Origin of the sequence: Streptococcus infantis, from assembly GCF_047463275.1 — a bacterium.
Taxonomy (GTDB): Bacteria; Bacillota; Bacilli; order Lactobacillales; family Streptococcaceae; genus Streptococcus; species Streptococcus infantis_AF.
In genome coordinates this window covers 91,446-112,007 of record NZ_JASHEE010000005.1, presented here as the reverse complement: position 1 = coordinate 112,007, position 20,562 = coordinate 91,446, and the positions used below count along the sequence as shown (strand labels likewise).

20 protein-coding genes are annotated in these 20,562 nt (G+C 38.9%); all 20 read left to right on the top strand.

Annotated features, from left to right (window positions below; translation table 11 throughout):
* Nucleotides 1–31: 31 nt before the first annotated feature.
* Nucleotides 32–370, top strand: coding sequence for a conjugal transfer protein TrbC (locus tag QM923_RS08325; RefSeq protein ID WP_414291513.1), 339 nt, complete (start codon nt 32–34; stop codon nt 368–370).
* A gap of 13 nt (nt 371–383) precedes the next feature.
* Nucleotides 384–1,457 carry a hypothetical protein gene (locus QM923_RS08320; RefSeq protein WP_414291512.1) on the top strand — a complete coding sequence of 358 codons (1,074 nt, stop codon included), beginning with the start codon at nt 384–386 and terminating at the stop codon, nt 1,455–1,457.
* Between the two features lie 16 nt (nt 1,458–1,473).
* Nucleotides 1,474–2,286: an LPXTG cell wall anchor domain-containing protein gene (locus QM923_RS08315; RefSeq protein WP_414291511.1), complete on the top strand. Its 813-nt coding sequence runs from the start codon at nt 1,474–1,476 to the stop codon at nt 2,284–2,286.
* A gap of 21 nt (nt 2,287–2,307) precedes the next feature.
* Nucleotides 2,308–6,006: an SspB-related isopeptide-forming adhesin gene (locus QM923_RS08310; protein WP_414291510.1), complete on the top strand. Its 3,699-nt coding sequence runs from the start codon at nt 2,308–2,310 to the stop codon at nt 6,004–6,006.
* A gap of 76 nt (nt 6,007–6,082) precedes the next feature.
* Complete coding sequence (locus QM923_RS08305; protein WP_006154607.1) at nt 6,083–6,520, top strand: single-stranded DNA-binding protein; 438 nt, start codon at nt 6,083–6,085, stop codon at nt 6,518–6,520.
* 170 nt (nt 6,521–6,690) lie between these two features.
* Complete coding sequence (locus QM923_RS08300; protein ID WP_000113751.1) at nt 6,691–6,936, top strand: hypothetical protein; 246 nt, start codon at nt 6,691–6,693, stop codon at nt 6,934–6,936.
* 4 nt (nt 6,937–6,940) lie between these two features.
* Nucleotides 6,941–10,069, top strand: coding sequence for a VirD4-like conjugal transfer protein, CD1115 family (locus QM923_RS08295; RefSeq protein ID WP_414277658.1), 3,129 nt, complete (start codon nt 6,941–6,943; stop codon nt 10,067–10,069).
* A gap of 82 nt (nt 10,070–10,151) precedes the next feature.
* Nucleotides 10,152–10,652 carry an LptM family lipoprotein gene (locus tag QM923_RS08290; protein WP_134805412.1) on the top strand — a complete coding sequence of 167 codons (501 nt, stop codon included), beginning with the start codon at nt 10,152–10,154 and terminating at the stop codon, nt 10,650–10,652.
* Nucleotides 10,653–10,775: 123 nt separating this feature from the next.
* On the top strand, nt 10,776–12,929 hold the full coding sequence (locus tag QM923_RS08285; protein ID WP_414291509.1) for a pLS20_p028 family conjugation system transmembrane protein: 2,154 nt from the start codon (nt 10,776–10,778) through the stop codon (nt 12,927–12,929).
* 8 nt (nt 12,930–12,937) lie between these two features.
* A complete protein-coding gene (locus QM923_RS08280) occupies nt 12,938–13,219 on the top strand; it encodes a BRCT domain-containing protein (protein ID WP_006151897.1) in 282 nt (93 codons plus the stop codon).
* A gap of 147 nt (nt 13,220–13,366) precedes the next feature.
* Complete coding sequence (locus tag QM923_RS08275) at nt 13,367–13,675, top strand: DUF5592 family protein (RefSeq protein ID WP_000274176.1); 309 nt, start codon at nt 13,367–13,369, stop codon at nt 13,673–13,675.
* Nucleotides 13,675–14,322 (top strand): hypothetical protein, encoded by a 648-nt coding sequence (locus QM923_RS08270; RefSeq protein ID WP_044021373.1) that lies wholly within the window; start codon nt 13,675–13,677, stop codon nt 14,320–14,322. The genes QM923_RS08275 and QM923_RS08270 overlap by 1 nt, the downstream gene beginning before the upstream one ends.
* Before the next feature lie 10 nt (nt 14,323–14,332).
* Complete coding sequence (locus tag QM923_RS08265) at nt 14,333–16,279, top strand: virulence factor (RefSeq protein ID WP_414277660.1); 1,947 nt, start codon at nt 14,333–14,335, stop codon at nt 16,277–16,279.
* A gap of 19 nt (nt 16,280–16,298) precedes the next feature.
* Entirely contained in the window at nt 16,299–16,550 is a 252-nt protein-coding gene (locus tag QM923_RS08260) for a hypothetical protein (protein WP_001107251.1), read from the top strand.
* Nucleotides 16,551–16,565: 15 nt separating this feature from the next.
* Nucleotides 16,566–17,906 (top strand): CHAP domain-containing protein, encoded by a 1,341-nt coding sequence (locus QM923_RS08255; protein WP_033584673.1) that lies wholly within the window; start codon nt 16,566–16,568, stop codon nt 17,904–17,906.
* A gap of 14 nt (nt 17,907–17,920) precedes the next feature.
* On the top strand, nt 17,921–18,511 hold the full coding sequence (locus QM923_RS08250) for a hypothetical protein (protein WP_414291508.1): 591 nt from the start codon (nt 17,921–17,923) through the stop codon (nt 18,509–18,511).
* Nucleotides 18,512–18,633: 122 nt separating this feature from the next.
* Nucleotides 18,634–19,452: a ParA family protein gene (locus QM923_RS08245; protein WP_044021366.1), complete on the top strand. Its 819-nt coding sequence runs from the start codon at nt 18,634–18,636 to the stop codon at nt 19,450–19,452.
* The gene (locus tag QM923_RS08240) at nt 19,449–19,721 is read left to right on the top strand and encodes a hypothetical protein (RefSeq protein ID WP_414291507.1); all 273 of its coding nucleotides are present in this window, start codon (nt 19,449–19,451) and stop codon (nt 19,719–19,721) included. The genes QM923_RS08245 and QM923_RS08240 overlap by 4 nt, the downstream gene beginning before the upstream one ends.
* A 26-nt stretch (nt 19,722–19,747) precedes the next feature.
* On the top strand, nt 19,748–20,128 hold the full coding sequence (locus QM923_RS08235; protein WP_002880113.1) for a replication initiator protein A: 381 nt from the start codon (nt 19,748–19,750) through the stop codon (nt 20,126–20,128).
* A 17-nt stretch (nt 20,129–20,145) separates the two neighbouring features.
* Nucleotides 20,146–20,475, top strand: coding sequence for a hypothetical protein (locus QM923_RS08230; RefSeq protein WP_414291506.1), 330 nt, complete (start codon nt 20,146–20,148; stop codon nt 20,473–20,475).
* Nucleotides 20,476–20,562 lie beyond the last annotated feature (87 nt).

The following is a 20,562-nucleotide window of genomic DNA, read 5'->3' as shown; positions in this document are numbered from 1 at the left end:
AACGTTGTCAAAAAAACAAAGGAGGATTTCTATGAAAAATTATTTGACAAGACAAATTCAGCAAGTAAAAACAAAATCACAGATGTTTTTATTGAGCCTTTCCCTATTCCTAACAGGATCTACCGTGTATGCGGACGATCCATTTGTTAAGTCGGATAACTTGGCAAAACAAGGAATTACAAAAGTTCAGCTAGTCAGTGTTGCGCTATTTGGTCTAGCTGCCGTTGTCACCTCGCTCATTTATGCGTTTGGTGGACGGGAGTTAAAAGCCTCAATGAAAAAACATTGGGTATCAATTGCAATTGCAATTATTGGTGTTTCAGCGGGACCAAGTATTATTGAATGGATTTTTGAGTTCGTGAAAAGTTAAGGGGTGGTGATTTATGGCTTTTTCACTCTTTAATAAAGGTCGCTGTACGATTACAGATGATCTATTTCTAGAAATTACCTGGGAAGATGGAAGAGGTCCAGAGGATGATAGTGAGTTACTTGCTATCATCGATGTATTGGATCATAGTTCAGGTTATTCTCAGCGGATTTCAAAAAATTTCCCCTACCTAACATTTCAACAGGCAGAGTTGTTATTTAGAGAGTTGAAACAGATGTATGGTCAGTTTCAGCTGAAAAAAGTAGCAATCGCCCATCTGGAAGGGAAAAGCGTGGTAACAGAAGGAGAGGTTTACGCTAGTCCATTTCTGATTACTGAAGACTATGAAAACCTCTTGCTTCCCCTCATTCAAGCGATACTTACTCGCTCTGAATTTGCAAATTACAGCTATCAAGAAAAAAGGGAGTATTTTGAGAACCAGATTTATCCTGTATATAAACAAAGTATGGGATTGTCTGATTCTTCTCTTCCTATTTTCCCAGCTGAAGGTGAGACGATGGCTGTTTCACAACCCAATCGCCTACCACCTGCTCCAAATGCAAGGGAACAAACAGATGTTGTGTCTTCCGTATCTCAAAAGCAATCAGTTTCTCTGAAGAAATTTTATCTATTCTTAGGTTTTTTAGGAGTGCTTGCAGTAGTAAATATCGTTGGTGTATTTTTTGCTTTCGCTCAACTATCAAGCCAGTCTGAAAAAGTAAATTTCTTATATCAGGAACAAAAAAATACTCAACATCTTATCTCAACGAAAAATGAAGTTGATGTATTTAGTCGTCATTTCTTACCTTCTTATTACTCGGGCAAAAAAGAAAATCTAGTAGATTTTCTTTCTGAAGGTGATGCAAAATTTACCAAACCAAAAGAAGGGATTTTACAATCAGTTATTTTAGAAAAATTGAATTATGATTCAGAAACTCAAAAATATACGGTTTCCTATATCTTGTCCGTCAAAAAAGGGGATAAATCATCTAGCGTTAGATTAACCTTTGATGTAAAAGCTTCTGATTCTTCAAAATATGGATTTGTTGTAGAAACAGAACCAAAAGAATCAAATTATCTTAAAAATTAGAAAAGGAAAAATTAAAATGAACAAGAAACAAGTTTTAGCTACACTAGCACTATCAACAATCGCACTTGCACAAGCTGGATTTGTATCAGCTGACGAGCTTACACCGATTGATTCTTCTGCCCCAGCAACAGAAGTTGTTACGCCGACAACACCTAGCGCTTCAACAGAAACAGAGGCACCAGCAACTCAGCCAACAGAGCCTTCAGTTACTCCAGTTGACCCAACAACGCCAAGTGTACAAGACAAAGACAACGCAGGAAGTCTTGACGGGGTATCAACAGATAAACCAGCAACTTCTGATCAGCCACAGGACAAGGATAATGCAGGTAGCCTTGATGGTGTACCAACACCATCAGATAAACCACAAGACAAAGACAACGCAGGAAGTCTTGACGGAGTGACAACAGATAAACCAGCACCTTCAGACAAGCCACAGGACAAGGATAATGCAGGTAGCCTTGATGGAGTCCCAGCTGAAAAGCCAAAAACAACTGATCAAGCGAACCAGCAAGGTAAGTCACAAATTGGAACTACTTCAAGCTCAACAGGACAGGTGGTTCACGATGTGATAAAAGATCCTGTTGAAACAAATACAGGAGTTGCAATTGTCAGCACTCAAAATGGTAACGTAGTCCTTTCGGATGGTTCTGTAGTGGCTCCAGAAGAAGTTGGCGGAACAGTTAACGAAGATAAGACTATCTCTGTTACTGACAAAGATGGCAAGCTCAAAACACTCCCAAATACAGGGACAGCAGAAAGCATTCTGGGTGCAATCGGTGGAATGTTGTTGACGGCAGTCAGCTACGTCTACAAGAAGAAACTATTTTAATTAAGTGAAGGAGAAAGAAAAATGACAGAAAAAACACAAGGACACGGATATTTCCGTAAGAAAAAATGGGCTAAAGGCCTAGTATCAGGAATTGCAGTTGCAGGGATTGTAGTCTTCTCTGCAGGTTCAGCATTTGCGGATGAAGCAGTTCAGCCTGAAAGCAAAAACGACAATAACATTTATGCTACACAAGCTGGTAAAGCAACAGGAAGCCAGTCTGTAGCGATTGATAATGGATCAGTTACAAAGGCTGCTGAAAAAGCAAAAGAAGCAGGGGTGAACGTTTCTGAAACTCAGATTGTTGATAAGGGAACAGATACCACTGCTCCAAAACTTGAACAGTCTAAGTCTGAGATTAAACAAGATCAGGATAAACAAGTTCAGGAACTTGAAGCTACAACTACAAAACAAGTTCAAAACAACGAAGCTTTCAAGGAAGCACAGGAAGCTATTCACGCTAACAATAAATTTGTAGCTGATGAAAAAGCCAAGCATGGAGGGGAAACAACTGTCTCAGTGACGAATGACAGTTCGACTGCTACAGATGGTTCAGCAGACAAAAACAAGAAAGCTACTCAAACAGCTAAACAGGTCTTGTCAGATAACCAACAAGCCGTAACAACATACCAAGATGAAAAATCTAAGTATGATGCTACTGTTGAACAAGCTACTACTCTAAACAAAGCGGTAGAAAGCGCATCTGAACAGCTGAAGAAAGAAAAGGTTGACGTTAAAGTCGTTACACGTACAGTCTCTTCAGTCGCAGAAGTCGAAGCATTGAAGAAACAAAATGAACAAGCTATTGCAGCAGCAAAAGGCAAAGTGGAGCTTAACAAATCCCTGATGGCTGCCTACACAGAGAAGAAGAATGCTAGTGATCAAGTCAATCAAGATGCTGATCGTAAATCAGCGGATTTGAAAAAATCTGGTGTACTTCTCAATTCTAAAACCCAAGAAATTTCTTCAGCTGATGAAGCTAAGCAAATTGGGAAACAAAACCAAGTAGCTTATGACAAGGCTAAGAAAGCACAAGCTGACTGGCAGAAGAAATACAATGAACTTCAATCTAAAACAAGTACAGAAGGGTACACAAAAGAAGTAGTCTTGCAAGCCCTCAGCGTTGCGACAGCAAATCCTGAAGCAACAATGAAGTCCTCTGCTTCAGGAGCGAATGTAACTACTAAAGATTACATTGCCTCATCAAATGGGACATCAGGGTATACTCGAGTTCTTGACTCAACTAAAATCTTGAAATACAAGGATGTTGGCACTGGATGGAAAACAGAAGTTGACTACACTAATCTGAAAGGTTTGACTGTTTCAACTGCGGATGGTAAAAAGCATGATATTTCTCGTATCCATCGAAAATTCGAGATTCTTAATCAAGGGAAGACAGGATTGAATGATGTCTATGTCCTGAATGATCCAACAGAAGGATTCGTAGTAGCTCGTAATGATGGAGCTGGTGGAGCAGCAGACTACATGAATTTCTTGGTTACGGATACCTACTACTACAATGTGGATGGGAAAGAAGTAGCCTTCCAAGCAAGTGAAAAGACTCCTGCAACCCTGACCTATTCCTCACTCAACCATAATATTATTGGTTGGGAAGGTGCGAAAGCCATTAACGGAACTCATGTTGAAATTAACGGCTCAACTGTAACCTATAACAAGAATTATGGTTATGTTTACGCTGAAGACTACAACCGCCAAGAAGATGTGGGTCATCTTTGGGATACATCTGACTCACCTTACCAATACAAGGGCGCTGCACTTGGTGTTTTCAAGAAAGGGACAGCCTTCACAACCGAATTTATCCAATGGGATGGACCAGATAATCCAAATGGCCAAACCTATTGGTTCGCTTTGAATACGAAGGTTGTAACGCCAGTTGTTGAAGTTCCAGCTACTGCAACCATTACTAAAACAACCGTGAATCCAGTTAAGCCAGAACCTGTATCAGCTGAATTGGTCAAAGCGAAGAATCCAGTTAAGCCAACCTTGGCGCTTAAAACTCTTTCTGAAACCAAAAATCAGAAATTATCTGCAAGCTATCACGGCTACAAATTGCAGTATAAGCCAGTTGTCCGCAAATCTGTAGCAGATACAGATAAGACCAATACAAACGGTCAAACAGTAGCTAAAAATGCTACTCAGCTTTATACATTGCATCATGATAATATCTATGCTAACCTTAAAAAAGGTGACAAGATTACCATCATTGATCCACTCGAAGCTGGGGCTGTTCCTGATGTAACTGTGACGAAAGCAGCTGCAGAGAAAGCAGGATGGGGCGTTGCCTATGATGCAGGAAAGAATACGTATACCTTTACTGCAACCTACGAAGGGAAGCGTCTAGCAGCTCCTGTAATTACCTGGAAGCCAATCTATGATAAAGGTTTTTATGACAACACTTATAAAGTGTTAGTGAATAAATACGAGGTGTACTCAAACACTGTTACCACCAAAACACCAAAACCACCAAAACCAGTCAAAGCTGTTTTGGATCGTTCTGGTAAGGATATCAACGGTGCAACAACATTTGATCGCAACGTGACCTTCCGATTGGTGACTGATTATAGTCCATACACCAAAACTCTTGCTTCAGCACAAGCACTTGGTAAGAAGTTTGCTATCCTGGATGATGTTCAAGATGGTGCATTCTCAGTTTATCAAGGCAATATCAAAATGACTGCTGCTGGTAAAGACGTAAAAAGCTTGTTTGACATGCATCACGTGCTTTCAGACAAAGGACGTACCGATGCAATCAATAAAATCTTGAAGGAATTGAACCTGCAACCTAGAGGAGAGTTCTATCTCTGGGTAGCGAAGGATTCTAAGAGTTTTTACCAAAACTACGTGAAACAAAATAAAAACGTGACGATTGATCTCCCAGCTAAACTCCTGGTTAAAGCAGGGGAGAAAGTCAAGAATAACTTTAAACAAATCGACTTTGGTAACAGCTATCAGTCAAACCTTGTGACTGTTGAAGTACCAGATGTGAAGCCAGAGAAACACGCTTTGGACCAAAAGGATAACAAGAAAGTCCTGGACGGTCAAGAAGTACAGATTGGCCAATATATTCGCTATCTACTAGATGGCGTAACCGTGCCTGCTAAGCACGATAGCCTCTTCCAATATGACGGTAGTGACCAGTTGGATGTGGTTCATGATCGATTCACAGGTAAGTGGTCAGGGATTTTCAAGGGGACAGAGTACACAGCTGCTAAAGACCTTATCTTGCCACATGATGTCATCCTGAAGGATGGTAAAGTAGTCAAGGCTGGTGACAAGATTGCCAAAGGTACAGCTTATGCCTTCTTGTTTGAAGTGAACCAGGATACTGATCCTAACTTCCTTAAGAAAATTGTGACCGTTAAATGGTCCGAAAAAGAAGGCAAATGGTCGTATGTTATCAATCAGGACTTCTTAAACTCTTTGGGAGTTAAGGGTAGCTTCGATGCGGACTTCTACATCGAGGTGGAACGTATCTCGGCTGGGAAGGTTGAAAATACCTTTATCAATACAGTGAATTTACAAGAGATGACGGCGAAAGTGACAACAACAACGCCAGAACCTCCAAAACCTGAAAAACCAGGAAAACCAAATCCTCAACCATCACTTCCAAACACAGGATCAGCAGCAAGCATGCTTCCAGTTGTGGGAATGATTTTGGGATTATTGAGTCTTGCAGGCCTTCGTAAGTCGAAAGAAAACTAATTTGATGAACTAAAATGAAATGATGACCACAAGTTGAATAAAGACTCTCTTGTGGTCTTTATTGAAAGGAGAAAAAATGCAAGTATTTATCGCTTCTGGACGTGTTGCATTCATTCCAAATGATGCAGTGGGCCGAACTCCAAACGGTCACGTCAGTTTCAAATTTGAATTTGTTTGTGATTCGAGTATGACTGATGATACAAATAAACCAATCCCTAGTTTCTTCCATGTACAAGTTTATGGAAAACAAGCGGAATTGATGGCTCAGAGCCTATCTAAGGGCTCTCCAATTCTCTTAAAAGGAGAAATTATCCAACGACCATATAACGATGAACAAGATCAACGTCGGACGTATCAGTTTATTTCACCAAACCAACAAGGAGGAATCACTTTCCTTGAAAATAAGGAGGCATCTAACCGACGTAAGCAGGAACAACAGGGCTTTTCTCAGCCGACACCAAGTTCTAATCCTCCATCCTATCCTGAACCAATAGATGTGGATTCCCCGTTCTAAAGGGATTGAAAGCATACAAGGACACTTGTGTGCTTTTTTTGTGGTTTTTTATTGTATAAAAAGTTATATAACTTATGGTATAACAATATCTTTTGTCCCTTTAACAAAGAATTTGATATTATCCCTTAGAATAGAGGGGAATTAAAAAATAATAAGAAAGGAGTGCAACAATGGCAAGACAAAAATACAATTATCTGTCTGATGAATTGATTGCAGAATCTCTTCAGGTGACCAATTACTTAGAACAAAGTCGATCCAGTCGATTGAATGTTCTTCAGTTGGATGGAGAGAAATGGTTAGAAAGTTACTTTCACCGTTATGAAAAAGCCTCTCCAAGGCTACAGTTTCACATATTTCTCTTTTCGAGCTTCTATACTCGAAAAATGGAATGGTTCTTGGAAGGTGTGAGGGGGTAGTAGTTTGTTTGAGTTATTTGAAGTAGTATTTTACACCCTTATCCAAGTGATTCGAGCCAGTTGGTTCAATACCCTCCTTTTTCTAGGAGTTGCAGGTTATTACCTCTTCAGACTCTTTCAACCTTACTTTTTAAGGCAGTATCAGCGGTTACTAAAAAGCAAGAGTTTTCTTCAGCAGATTTTTAAAAGAGGTTGGAAAGGTCGCAAAGCGATTGATTGGGAACAGGTATGGAAGCAATCAGCCAGAGGGCTGTTCAAATGGGTAAAGTTATTGATTCCAAAAATCATTGCGCTTGTCTCCCTCATTCTTTGGAATATTCTCTTTCGAATTGTTTATATGATTCCCTTTGTAAAACGGGAACGAAAACGGTTTGATAAAGAAATGAAACCGATTCTTTATTTTAAAAGTTATCGCAGCTTCGTTTATATGGGATTAGGTTTTAGCTTTATTGCTTTTATCTTAACCAATTACCTGGTTACTGTTTTGAGAGCTACAATCCGCTTTCTCTATTTTAGTGCCTGGTCGTTTAAAGATGCTAGTAAGGCCGTAAACTTTGACTTAAACAGCCTCTTATTTCAAAGTTTATTGAACGCTAAAGTCTTCTTAATAGCACCAATTTTAGCATTTCCAATCTTTTTACTGGGATTAGTTTTCGCCTGGAGATCTGCCTGGGTGAACTTCGAGCAGTTTCGAGACTATAACAACAATGAAGAAGGAGATGACCGATTTGTGACGATCAATGAAATTCGTCGTCAATACAAAAAGATCCCCAATAAAGATTTAACTTATCCAGGTGAAGGTGGAGCTCCTGTACTTCATGAACTGACTCATGATTTAGCAGGACAAACACTGAGAACTCAAATGTTATGGCAAAATAGAAAAATGAGCCGATACGTGACAAATGCGGAGCGGATTTTAGGCATGTTAGCTTTTCCTTCTGGATATTATTACATTGAAGATAAGCCGACGAATCTGTTAGGAATTGGGATGACTCGTTCAGGTAAGGGTGAAGGTCATATTACTCCAGCAATTGAAATCAACAGTCGTGCTGAATTGCAGCCATCGATGGTACTAGCAGACCCGAAAGGGGAACATTATCAAGCCTCCTACAAACTCATGAGGCAACGTGACTATGATGTCAATGTTCTTTCTTTCCAAAATATGGATTGGTCTATGTCTTTCAATCCGCTAGCTCTAGCCATCGCTGCCGCAAAGAAGGGCTACTATGAGAAAACTCAAACCTATGTCAATGCAGTCGCAGAATCAATTTATCCGAAACAAAAAGGTGGAGAGAAGGGGAATGCTGAATACTTCCGTAAGTCATCTATATCCCTGTTTAATGCTCTTACAATGGCTTTGATGGATCGAGCTAATGAAACCGTTCAAAATGGTGAAGACGATGCCTGGGATACCATTACGATCCCTAACGTTGCGAAATTCTTGGCGACAATGGGGTCTGAAGAAGTCTTTGTAGATAGTGCTGGAGAAATCGTCGAGAATCCAAGCAGAGAACAACAAGTGTCGAAAAAGTCAAAAATCACAGTCTATTTTGATAATTTGAGACAAGTCAATCAACAACAATTCTCGAAATTTAGACAAATGGCTGATATCGAATTTCGTGCTTCAGACTTTGGTGGTGATGAGACTAAAGGGAATGTCTACTCTAGCATGATGACAGGAATCAACCTGTTCTTGCAAGACAACGTGGCCAAACTGACTTCTAAAAACTCTATTGATTTAGAGTCTGTTGGCTTCCCACGTCGATTGTCTGTCAAGTTGAGATCAAGCACCAATAGTCAACTTAAAAATGAGTTCAAGCACAAAACTGCTAAAGTAACGATTACAGGATTGAAGAAGTGGGGTAAAGTCGAAAAGAAAGTCGATTATATAAAGCAAGCGACGGCTTTAGTTGACGGGGAAGGCTATCTTACTTATGCCATTGAGCCTAAACTTCCAGATCAGTTTACGGTAACGATTGATTTCAATCATAAGAACAATGGGCATTCCCCTGTTCGAGATCAAATCTTTCAATTTTCAGCTGAAAAAGTCTATCGAAGAAACGGAGATAGTCTGGAACTAGATGAGTATAGCAAGAAGCCGATTTTAGATCATATCGATATAACCGTCCTTAAGAATAAAGAAGATACCAAAAATCTTCTTCAGGAGTCGGATATTGAACTGGTCTATTCAGATAAACCGAAAGTCATCTACCTGGTAACACCGCCAAACCGAACAGAGTATAATGGTATTGTTTCGTTATTTTTAGATCAGCTATTCAATGCTAACTATGAGCTTGCTCTCTCAAGTGGTCGTAAATGTATTAATCGGATTCTCCATATCTTAGATGAGTTTACAAATATCCCTGCGATTCCTCACATGGATACAAAAATATCTATTGGATTGGGACAAAATATTCTCTATTACCTATGGATTCAAAATCTGGAGCAATTGGATGATAAATACGGCCAAAATGTTGCTCGAACCATTATGGACAACTGTTCATTGAAGGTTTATGTTAAAACAACATCTTCAGATACCAATAAGAAATTTAGTGCTGACCTGGGTACACGTACCATCACCAGAAGACGGCGCTCCAGCAATATCTTGGACGAAGCCAATCCAAATGTAGCTGTCGAGAATCCAAAACAAGAGTTGTTGACACCAACACAATTGGCCAAGCTCCAGGAAGGAGAAGCGGTTATCTTACGTGGAGTCAAGGGACGGGATAATGCTGGACGTAAGGTCACAACGGATCCAATCTTCGCACATGATAAGAACAGCTTCCCTTACAAGTACATGTTTTTACAAGAGGAATTTGATACATCGATGACTCTTGCGGATATTCCAGTCGAAAGTGCGCACCGTGAGCTAGAACTTCAGGAAATCGCAGTTGATGCAGGTACAGCCTTCAACAACATCATAGACTGGAGGCAACGTTTGACCATGCCTCTCCTCAGCAACAATGGAGAAACTCCTAAACTATCAGGTCGTCATAGTAAAGGACAAAAGGTACAATCCCAATCATTTACTTCCACAGATGAACTATTTCAGGCAACTGTAGCTAATGTCATTCAAGGCGACTATGATTATTATGATGATGGAGACGACTTCTTTGCGGATGAAGTTATCTAAAAAGATATACAATAAGTTATATAAACACTTGCAAGAAAAAAAGCTGTTTGCTATAATAAAATAAACAATGGTTAGGAGATTAATGATGAAAGCAAAGTACTTTTTAAGAATTGTTTTAGTAGGTTTAGCCTTGATTATACTTGGAGCTTGTGGTCAAAAATCACCTGATTCTATTGCTAAAAATGTGCTAAAAGATAGCTATACAGGCTTTTCACAAGAAGATGGTTATGAGAGTCTTGATTTTAAAGGTGGAGTAGGAACTACCTTAAAATTTGACAAAGAAAAGCGAACTATTTCAAATAACGACGGTGAAAGTATTAACTACAGTGTGCTTTCAGAAGAACAAGTAAAGTCGATTCCAGCCTCTTTCAGGGGAACTATTGTTAGTTTAGAAAGTCAACTGAAAGGAAAAGACACTTTTACAATCGCTGTTGATTATAGGGATATAGGTAAGCCTGAAGAAGCAGAGGCTTATTATCAAGTCGTCTTGACCGAGGGTGGTAAAAAAATCCGAATCATTGAGCTACGTCGTGGCTATAAAGAAGACAATGCTTTCTATGATTTTAATGGAACAGCAGATTAACTTACAGAAAAGTCTCAATTACTTGAGGCTTTTTTGTTGTCAGAATTTCATTGTCCCTTTAAAAACGATTTTGTTATTATCGAATATGATAGGGGTATCTTAAAAAGAAAGAAGGTACCTTTAGTGCACTATCAAACCTTTTCAGATTTGATGAATGAGGTCAAGGATCTCAATGGTGAAATCACAGGCGAGAATGCAAAAAAACTGGCGGAATTCTATTCCTACTGGGGAAACTATTTAGAACCGACTCCTGCATTTATGGCATTTCTAGCCTATTTGCCAGGAGGGATTGCCAAGGCTCTTTATCAAATCACTTCCAGCCTAGAACATGTTTTTAATAATATGTTCAAGCTCTTTGGGCTTTTCGGATATTTGGGGGATCAGAAGACAGTCATTGGTCAATTTTTCTACTGGTTTCAGATATTAGGAACGTCCTTGTTTACTCTGATTTTGGTTGTGTCGGTCGTCGTAGGAGTCTTTACTAAGCCAGTAAAGTATAAGGGGGTGATTATTAATTTCCTTTTGGTAACTGCAGTAACCTCGGTTTTGCCTTTAGCTTTGACCACCATCTCAACAGCAGTGGCACAGGATGCCATGTCTATCCAGACAGTCTCCAGTGAAGCGCCATCTGGTAGTCAACCAACTTCCTCCTTGGCTCTTCAACCTATGAAAAATAATGTGGTAGACCTAAAAGTCTTAATATACAAAGATTTTTCTACAGAGTTGTTTCCAATGGATGATTATGGCTATATCAAGCCTGTTCAGGAGGGTTCTACCCCTGTCAATAATATCACGGATAATTCTGACCAACGTGATACGGCAGATTTTGCGACCAAGATTGATTTTGGAGCAAACTATGGTACGACAAATCCAAAAATGTTAGATGATATACAGAAAAACGACAAAGTAGCAGGAATTAAAGGATTGTTCCTACATAAGTTAAATTCCAATAATACTGGAGTTGAAAGTATTACAGAACACCGAGTCATTAATCAATTGAGTGCTTTTGAATCCGTTTATATGCGCTATAAAGTCAACTGGATAGGGATGTTCCTCCAGTATATTATCCTTGTTGTTCTATTGGTCAGCATGATCATTAAGCTCGTTAAATCAATCTTTGATATTCTGATTGAAGCAATGATTTCTCCAATTCTTGGATATAGTTCTCTATCAAATTCAAAGAAATATAAAGAGTTGTTAAGAACCATTGGAGGTGCCTTAGCAGGAATCTTCTTTGAGGTTATTATTATGCGTGTAACACTTGAGATTTTCAGAGATTTACCAATCCTTTCTGTTTCAGCAGTATCTAAGCTTTCAGGCGGATTCTTTGATGGGCTGAACATGTGGGAGCAGTGTCTTGCAGCTGCCTTTGTCTATATTGGAGTATTCTTTGCGGCAATGCAAGGAGTGGCCATGATTGAACGCTGGCTTGGAGTTTCAACAGGACATAGCGAAACAGCTCAACAATTGCTTGGTGCTATGATGATGGGCAATGCCTTTGCGGCTGGAGCAGGAGGTGTCTTTAATGGCGGTATGGCGCTTGGTCAATTTGGTATGGATATGGCTAAAAAAACTCCAGATGCCCTGTCTAAAGGCAGTCAGATTCTGGGGAATAGTCTTGCCAGAACTGGAGGTGGTATTCAAGGTGCTTTGAACTCTATAAAAGACCAGGGCTTGATGAATGCGGCCAAAGGTGGTGTAAGTAATATGGTTGATTTAGCAGAATGGAAAGCATTTGAAGCCATGCAAAATACGAAAGGTGCAGTTGGCAATGCTTTAAATAACTTGGATGATAAAGCCGCCTCTGCTCAAAATGCGACCTATAACGCTTTGAAAAACGATGCGGTTCCTGGAATTGATCAATTTGGACCAGTTGACATTCCTGAGCCACCAATCGCTCCAGGAACAACGGATGCACCTATTGTTGATTCAACTCCTTCAGCTGAAGAAATAGGGTCCCCAATTCAAGATTCACCTCATCTAACTGGAGGAACGGAGCCACCAATCCAAAATTCATCTCATCCAACCGGAGGATCAGCATCACCAACTCAAGATTCATCTCATCTAACTGGAGGAATGGAGCCACCAACACAAGGTTCATCTCCATCAGTTGTAGAATCGACACAAGCACCGAAACAACCAGACTCTTCTCAACAAAAGTTTCAACAGAGCATGAGTCAAATGAATTACATGAACCAACAGATGCAACAAGCAGGACAGCGTATGCAGGGAGGACATCATATCACAGGTGCTGAAAGTCCTGAAGAGGAGGAATAGGATGAATTATGGATTTAACAGGGAAGAATATTGTTATCACAGGAAGCTTACGTCCTCTAACTAGAGAAGAAGCCATACGATTTTTAGAAAGTAAAGGGGCTGTCGTGCAAAACTATGTGTCTTCTAGGACAGATATATTGGTTGTAGGACACAAGCAGTTGAATCTTTTTGATCCAGATAAAAGTTCTAAGAAGCATGATGCAGCGCTTAGAAGACTATCAGAAGGCCAATTGATTACTTTTCTTTCTGAAGAATCATTCTTTGATTTAGTTAAGAAGTCTCAAGATTGAGGCTTCTTTTATTGTGCAAAAAAGTATATAACTTTTTGTGTAATTACTTCCTGAAAGATAATGGCAAAAATGCTATTGTCCCTTTAAAAGATATTTTCGATTATTCATTATAATGTGAGTGTCAAAACAAATATAAAGGAGAAATTCATGTACGGTGAAAAATACGGTGTACCTAGAGATATCTATGCCAAAATTAAGATTATAGGCCTTCTTATCCTAGATATTGCTTTTGTAGGAATTACTGGAGTAATCGCTTTGAGCGTTGGCTTAAAAATCTTTCCTAAAAGCCAGTGGATACAGATGTTCGCATTCATTTTTTTAACACCAGTTCTGAGTTTGTATCTGGTGTTACCAGCTAACGGTGGCAAAAAGAATTGGCACAGCATGTTTCTTTTCTTCAGACGAAGAAGAAAACGTTATATTAGCTTGAATTATATCAGAAGGAGAAAACCATAATGGCGATTAAACAAATTCAACCTCCAAAAAATGAGAAACGTCCGCTGGGACGTATTCAAGAAACAAAGAAACAAACGCAGGAATATTTTGATTTGCATTCTTGCGTTGAGTTGTTGGATGTAAAATCAATCATTCCAAACAGCCAGGCTTATATCCAGTTAGTTGATTATGGCTACTTGCAGCTGATGGAGATACCAGGTAAAGATCTAGGTTCGATGTCTTATAACGAAGTTATGAGAACCATTGAAAATTTTGAAACCTGGTTGACTCGATTTGGACCGAATATCCAAGTGGAGACGACAACTTTGCCAACAAATACAGACACGCAAATTTCTGACTTGCGCCATCATTTGGATTTAGTGCGACAAGATATGTCCAAGTTATCAGTAAACGATAGACGTTTTTTACAACTCAAGGATCGTGAGATTTGGCTTCAAAGCCAAATTAAAGTTGAAGAAAGCATCCGACAAGAAGTCTATAATACAGAGTTTATACTGTGGCTATTTGCACCTACAACAACTGAATTGGACGAATTGGTTCGGAAGGCTAAAACCTATGGAAATAATGATTTTGTTCCACAAAATATCAGCTACAGGAAGAAAATTCAAATTATAAAGCAATACAACAATATGAATGAGAAAGTGTAGGAGGGATAGCATGCCTGATTTATCAAAACGTAGACAAAGACAACTAAAAAATGAAGGATATGACCTTGCTTTTCTTAGCCAGATTCAACCGCAAGGAAATATTGATTTTCAAAAGGATGACCGCTCCTGGATAAGTGGAGATGGGCACCATACGGTCTTACACTATTATGAGTATCCAACTGAAGGGATGGATCGTTTTTGGCTTTCTGAATTGTTGTTGATTCCTGGTACACGTTCCTTCCTGTCACTGTACAAGGAGGATAACAGACAGCTTCAAAAAGAGATTGAGGACTCTATTGAAGAGAAGTCAACACGGATTACAAACAATAGTAAACTAACCAATAATCGGAAAGAACTAGATGAGATTGATAATCTTAATAAACTAAGCCGTGAAATTGATAAGCGAAATATAGCTATGTATGGGATGTATATTCGTGTCTTTGTGTTTGCATCAACAAAAGAAGAATTATTTAAGAGGGTTGAAGAAGTCAAAGACAAAACGTCGAAATTCAAATCCACTATTCTGTCTGGAGAATTAGATTTTGAATACCATGCTCCATTTATTCCAGCCGAATATCAGATTGATTTGCCCAATCATCGAAGAGGGATACCGACTCCAGCTCACTCAATAGCTGGTGGATATTTCTTTAATCATACGAAGCTAGAAGATGAGAAAGGCTTCTATCTTGGATGGACTCCAACAAACGGAGCAGTAAATTTCAATTTTCTAGAACGTGACGAGAAAAGAACACGCTCCTTTATGATCCTATCGGGAAATCCAAAGATGGGACAACGATCTTTTCTTATGAAACACACAGATGGTCTCTATGCGAAGGGTCATTATATTCGTAACTTTGATGCTACTGGCCAGTTTCTTGATCAGACACGAAAACAACATGGATTGATTCTTGATTTATCAGGAGAGGCTAACCGTATCAATATCTTCCAGGTATTTCCAACAGTAACCAATGAAGCAGGAACTGAAATTGATAAGAAGAAATCTTACAACCTTCATATCGAGAAACTGAAGAGTATCTATAAACTCCTGAATAATGAAGTGACAGGAGACGATTTAATTACATTTGGAACTCTCCTGAATGATTTCTATATTGAGGAAGAATTGTGGGCTCGAAATCCTTCGTTGAATCCAGAAAAACTGAAAGCGACGGATATTGTGAAGGAAGAGTATCCTATTCTGTCTGATTTTATTTTGTTTGTTGATGCCTACAAACGTCGGCTGGAACAAACTAGTGCGGATGAAGCCGAACACAAGGCTGTTAAGCGTATTTACAATACGTTTAACGAACTATTGACAACAAACGCAGAAATTTTCGAGGGAACAACCGAATTTCAAGATATCTCTTCAGAGCAAGTTGTAACATTTGACTTCTCAGGGTTGAAGAACGCCCCTCATTTGTTAAATGTTCAGATATTCTCTGTTCTTTCACTTGTCTCAGCTGATATTGTCAATAACGGAAAACGCTGTAAGCAATTACTGAAGAGACGTCCTGACTTAACGGAGATGGATATGCAGCACTATATTGTCAATATTAGTGGGGCACAGACACTCATTGACCCTAAGCATGAAAGTAGTGTCAACCTTCTGGCTGATATGATTGATACAATGGGCGAAAACTTTGCTGGTGTTGTATTGTCTGTTAATTCACTGCGAGGGATTCTGTTTGAGACGGGGATTGGCACTCATAAGGATCCGTACGTAACGGCAGTCCAGAGGATTTTTGGTCTGATGCAATATAGAGTTTTTGCTCAGACGGACGAAACCAGTGTTCCTCTACTAGCTAACGCCTTATCTGGATCAATGAACCAGTCTGAACTAGAGACTTTGCCTCGTCTGGCGAAAGGACAGTTATTCATGAATATTGCAGGGGTAGGAAATCTGGTCTTTAACCAACAGCTGTTAGCCCCTGAAGTTGAGCGCTATGGCGGTATTGAGTAAGAAAGGAAGGTAAACCAGAATGGCCAAAAATAAACTAGGAATGATTGCCAGGACTAAGCAGAGATTTGATCAATACGTATTGATTCGTAAATATCGCATGCAACAAGAAAGAGATTATTTCGCTTCAGAGGGAGAATCTGATCCAAAACGCCTGGAAGCACAAAAAGAACGAGATAAGGAGTTTTTGAACGGTCTCAAGAAGATTGGAATAGGATTTATTGTATTTTTAGTTTTTTATGGAATTTTGCGAACAATATTAGGATTATGGTAAATAAGCGAGGTATCCATGAAAAAAATATTTAAACTGAAGATCCTCATTCCTTTTGTGGCTCTCCTATTAATTATCAATGTTGGGATAACCATGTTAGTTGGGATAATGGGAGCTGTAACCAATAATGGAAGAAATGATTGTGGTGCTGTAGAAACAACATCTTCAACTGGCGACTCCACAGTTTCTTCAGCTGATGGTTCCATCGATGACTTTGTAAAAAAGCATAAGGAAGCCTACATCCTGTCTTGGAAGGCAGGAGGTTTCCTACCTTCAGCCTCTATCACTCAAACAATGATAGAGAATGGCTTCAATTTTACGAATCCTAATGGTACTTCTTTCTGGAAAGCTCACAATATGGGAGGTGTTAAAACCTCTAGTAAAAGTAATTTTCCAGTTACTCTTGCGACGTATGGTGAAGATAGTGTTGATTTAAGTGGGACAAAGCCTGGAGCGAATGTCGGAGACGGTACAGGAGGAGCTTATACTTGGTTCTCTAGCTACGATGCAGGGATCGTAGGGAAAGCTGAGTTTATGGCTCACCAGACACTCTATAAAGGGGCTATAAACAATACAAATGGTATTGCTAGCCTATCTGCTATAGCAGATGGTGGATGGGCCACAGATGGCACTTATAAGAGCAAACTAACTGATATGTACCAAAAACTAGGTACGAAGTATCAGTGGCTTGATAAGGAAGCTATTGCTGCTCATGGCGAGAAGCCTTTTGAAGGATCCAGTACACAAGATATCAGTTCTTCAGATAGTGCGGTGTCTTCTTCAGCTGAGAGAAGTGGATGTGGTGAGTCAGGTAGCAGTACCGATGGAACGGGAACTGTCCCTTCAGATGCGACTGCGTGGGGGTACAAACCAGAAGACTTACCAGATAGCTTGAAACCATTCATTATTGATCCTAAGAGCTTAGGCATGGATTATGCTAAGTCTACAGGATGGTATAATCCTGGAAGTGACGAGTATGCTGGACAATGTGTGAATCTTACAATTAGTATTGGAAATCACTTATGGGGGCATTCTGGTTCAGTTCAAGGTAATGGGAAAGATCAGGCAGCAGCATGGGCTGCAATATTTGGAAATTCAGTTAAGGCTACACCCAAAAGAGGCGCTATTTTTTCTACACAAGTAGGAGGTGGAGGATATGGTCATACTGGAATTGTATGTCATGTTTTCGAGAATGGCTCTATCTTATTTGTAGAACAAAATACACCTCTGAGTGGTTGGGATCAGTTCAAAACTCCATATACATGGAATTATCGTATTTGGACTAAATCACAACAACAAGAACAGGTAATCTCTTTTGCTTATCCAGATGACAGAGAAGCTAAATTAAGTTCAAATTAAAAGGAGTATATAAAATGATTGATTGGATAAAGGAGAATATGGTTGTATCGATTGTAGTAGGTATTCTATTGATTTTGGCAGGAATAGGGATTGTATCGAGTTTCAGGCCATCTCAACAAACTAAAATAGAAGAAACAGCCCAGGTGAGTTCTTCAGGAACCACTCAAAACGAGCCGTCTTCCAAAGAAGAAACAGCAGACGAGAAGAATTATCGGACAGCTAAGTTAAAACTAGAACGCCCCTACGCAGAGGCAAGCTCAGAAGACAAAAAAGAAGTGTTAAAAGCCTTTGAAGAAGCGGTAGCAGATATAAAAAAGACGAATTTTCTGCCAAATGTCAAGGGAACAATCGAGAATCATTTATCTATGACACAGAATGCGATGGTTCAAACCTTTGCGATGGCTCTTCTGACGAATCAGTATGATTTTCAACCTAAACAATTGGAAGTGATGCCAACTGAATCAGATGATGTGATTCAATTTTTGGTTGTTCTAACTAAAAATGGAGAAGAGAACAGCTATTTCGTTGGAAATTTCAATACTACGGTTCAACAAATCCAGCTAAAAGCCTATGTTGGTGGAAATATAGGTGGTACATACGGATAACAAGTTGCACAAAAAGTTATATAACTTTTTGTGCTTTTATATTGACAAGTAAAGTTATTTTAGGTATAATTAAGTATATAAAAAGTTATATAACAAAATACACAATTGTCAAGGAGGGAATCATGAAGATTCAGACAACAAACTTAGGAAAAGGTGGCGGTGGTAAGACTACAGATACCTTTAATGAAGGGGATTGGTTGGCACGTGTTAAGGGGCTTAGAACACTACTCATTGATGGAGCTTGGGAATGCAATTTGACAAGAACATTTGATGTAAAATGTGAGAAAACTGTCTATGATATATTTACGACTGGAGAGTACGAAATTGTTCCAATATCAGAAAATCTCAGTTTGATTTGTGGTGATGAGCGTTTGACAGATGAGCAGTTAGATCTTGCTAGTCGAAACAACAAATATCTCCAGTTGTTTATGTGGTTTAGCGAACATTACGAAGAGTTAGAAGCACAATTTGATGTCATTCTAATTGATACGCACAATGATGAGAGTTTAGTTACAGCAAATTTTATAGCTGTGTCAGATATTGTCTTGGCTGTTTCTGATGCCTCTCTTAATGGTTTTCGTGCCTGGTTATCTTTGAAAAATTTTGTAGACTTCATTAAGAGCGAAGCTATCGAAGTTATTACTAAGAAAAGCTATGTTAAAGCAGAACCTTATCTTATTGGAAATAAGATTAAGTACGTTGGAAACAATGTAACAGATACATGTAAACAATTTTTAGAAGTTGTTGAAGAAGATCAGGCTTACCTGGGATCTATCCAGGAGAAAGAGCTCATGGCTAAAAGTCTTGTGATCAGTCAGAGTGTATTTGAGCAACATGAAGAGATGACAGCTAACCAAAAAGAGACACATCAAAAGTTTTATGATAATATAAACTACGTATATGAAAATATTTTGAGTGTGTTAGAAGGAGAGGTAGCATGACAGAGAATCGATTCGCACAAGTAAAACAAACATTCCAAAGTACACCAAAGAGAGAAAAGACTCTTTCCTCGAAGAAACAAAATCAGGAGGCTAGAAAGTCTCCTGACAGCTATAACAAAAAGCAACGTTTTCCTTTCTCTCTGCATCATAATGTTCGATATGATATGTTAGATGCTTTAGTAGAGCATCACGGTGAAAAATCAGCTTCATCTTATCTCGAGAATCTGATTATAAGAGAATGGGAAAAGATGGAGCGAAAGAAAAAATAGCGTTCCATAAGAAAGGAAATGCAGCAATGAAATACTTATCAAATCTATCAGATATTCCTGAATTTTCTTCAGCAGCAATAGATTCAGGACAAATTGTCATCCCTCGTCCAATAATAGACAACCCACAGTTCAATGATTTGAAGAGTAGTGGAATTTTTCTCTACATGCTTTTATTAAATCGTTTAAGAGCTGCAGTTGACTTTGAATTAAAAGGATATGATGAAAATGGAAATACTTTTGTATGTTACCCTATAGAGGAGCTAATGGAGGCTCTTCAATCAGGTAAAAGTAAAGTGATTTCTTTGAAAAAGAAGCTAAAGAATCATGGTTTAATTGAAGAAGTCCGCCAAGGATCCAATCTACCCAATAGAATTTACCTAACAGATGAGATTTTAAAATATTACTGATAAAGTAGGAGGAATCTATGATGATTTTCATTGATATTAAAAGACTTGTTCAGCTGTTCTTTATTTTTATCGGAGCTATAGCTATCTATATGTTCTATAAGACATTTGGTCTTAGTATGGTGTTTATAGTCGTTTTAGGATTGGCTGTTTTAAAATTCGCTCCAGCTTTCCTTCCAGTTGTATTATTACTGTATTTGGGACTTCACTTTACAGGTGGTTTTAGCTTTATTGCAGATGGAATTGTGACGGTTTTATGGAGTATTATTTTGATTCCTATGGGGATAGCTACTATTGAAATGAGCAAATCCTATTTGAGTAAGAAAGAGAAACCCTGGTATGATAAGTAAGAGTTTATCTGAAAAGATAGGCTCTTTTTTTGTCAGAACAAAGGATTATTTGAACATTCAGGTCAAAATTTATTAAAATAAGCGTAA

Excerpts from the sequence above, each read along its gene's own strand:
- QM923_RS08260 (WP_001107251.1), top strand. The coding sequence starts at position 16,299 with ATGGCCAAAAATAAACTAGGAATGATTGCCAGGACTAAGCAGAGATTT.
- QM923_RS08310 (WP_414291510.1), top strand. The coding sequence starts at position 2,308 with ATGACAGAAAAAACACAAGGACACGGATATTTCCGTAAGAAAAAATGG.
- QM923_RS08275 (WP_000274176.1), top strand. The coding sequence starts at position 13,367 with ATGTACGGTGAAAAATACGGTGTACCTAGAGATATCTATGCCAAAATT.
- QM923_RS08315 (WP_414291511.1), top strand. The coding sequence starts at position 1,474 with ATGAACAAGAAACAAGTTTTAGCTACACTAGCACTATCAACAATCGCA.
- QM923_RS08320 (WP_414291512.1), top strand. The coding sequence starts at position 384 with ATGGCTTTTTCACTCTTTAATAAAGGTCGCTGTACGATTACAGATGAT.
- QM923_RS08300 (WP_000113751.1), top strand. The coding sequence starts at position 6,691 with ATGGCAAGACAAAAATACAATTATCTGTCTGATGAATTGATTGCAGAA.
- QM923_RS08305 (WP_006154607.1), top strand. The coding sequence starts at position 6,083 with ATGCAAGTATTTATCGCTTCTGGACGTGTTGCATTCATTCCAAATGAT.
- QM923_RS08255 (WP_033584673.1), top strand. The coding sequence starts at position 16,566 with ATGAAAAAAATATTTAAACTGAAGATCCTCATTCCTTTTGTGGCTCTC.
- QM923_RS08235 (WP_002880113.1), top strand. The coding sequence starts at position 19,748 with ATGAAATACTTATCAAATCTATCAGATATTCCTGAATTTTCTTCAGCA.
- QM923_RS08250 (WP_414291508.1), top strand. The coding sequence starts at position 17,921 with ATGATTGATTGGATAAAGGAGAATATGGTTGTATCGATTGTAGTAGGT.
- QM923_RS08240 (WP_414291507.1), top strand. The coding sequence starts at position 19,449 with ATGACAGAGAATCGATTCGCACAAGTAAAACAAACATTCCAAAGTACA.
- QM923_RS08270 (WP_044021373.1), top strand. The coding sequence starts at position 13,675 with ATGGCGATTAAACAAATTCAACCTCCAAAAAATGAGAAACGTCCGCTG.
- QM923_RS08280 (WP_006151897.1), top strand. The coding sequence starts at position 12,938 with ATGGATTTAACAGGGAAGAATATTGTTATCACAGGAAGCTTACGTCCT.
- QM923_RS08230 (WP_414291506.1), top strand. The coding sequence starts at position 20,146 with ATGATGATTTTCATTGATATTAAAAGACTTGTTCAGCTGTTCTTTATT.
- QM923_RS08290 (WP_134805412.1), top strand. The coding sequence starts at position 10,152 with ATGATGAAAGCAAAGTACTTTTTAAGAATTGTTTTAGTAGGTTTAGCC.
- QM923_RS08265 (WP_414277660.1), top strand. The coding sequence starts at position 14,333 with ATGCCTGATTTATCAAAACGTAGACAAAGACAACTAAAAAATGAAGGA.
- QM923_RS08245 (WP_044021366.1), top strand. The coding sequence starts at position 18,634 with ATGAAGATTCAGACAACAAACTTAGGAAAAGGTGGCGGTGGTAAGACT.
- QM923_RS08325 (WP_414291513.1), top strand. The coding sequence starts at position 32 with ATGAAAAATTATTTGACAAGACAAATTCAGCAAGTAAAAACAAAATCA.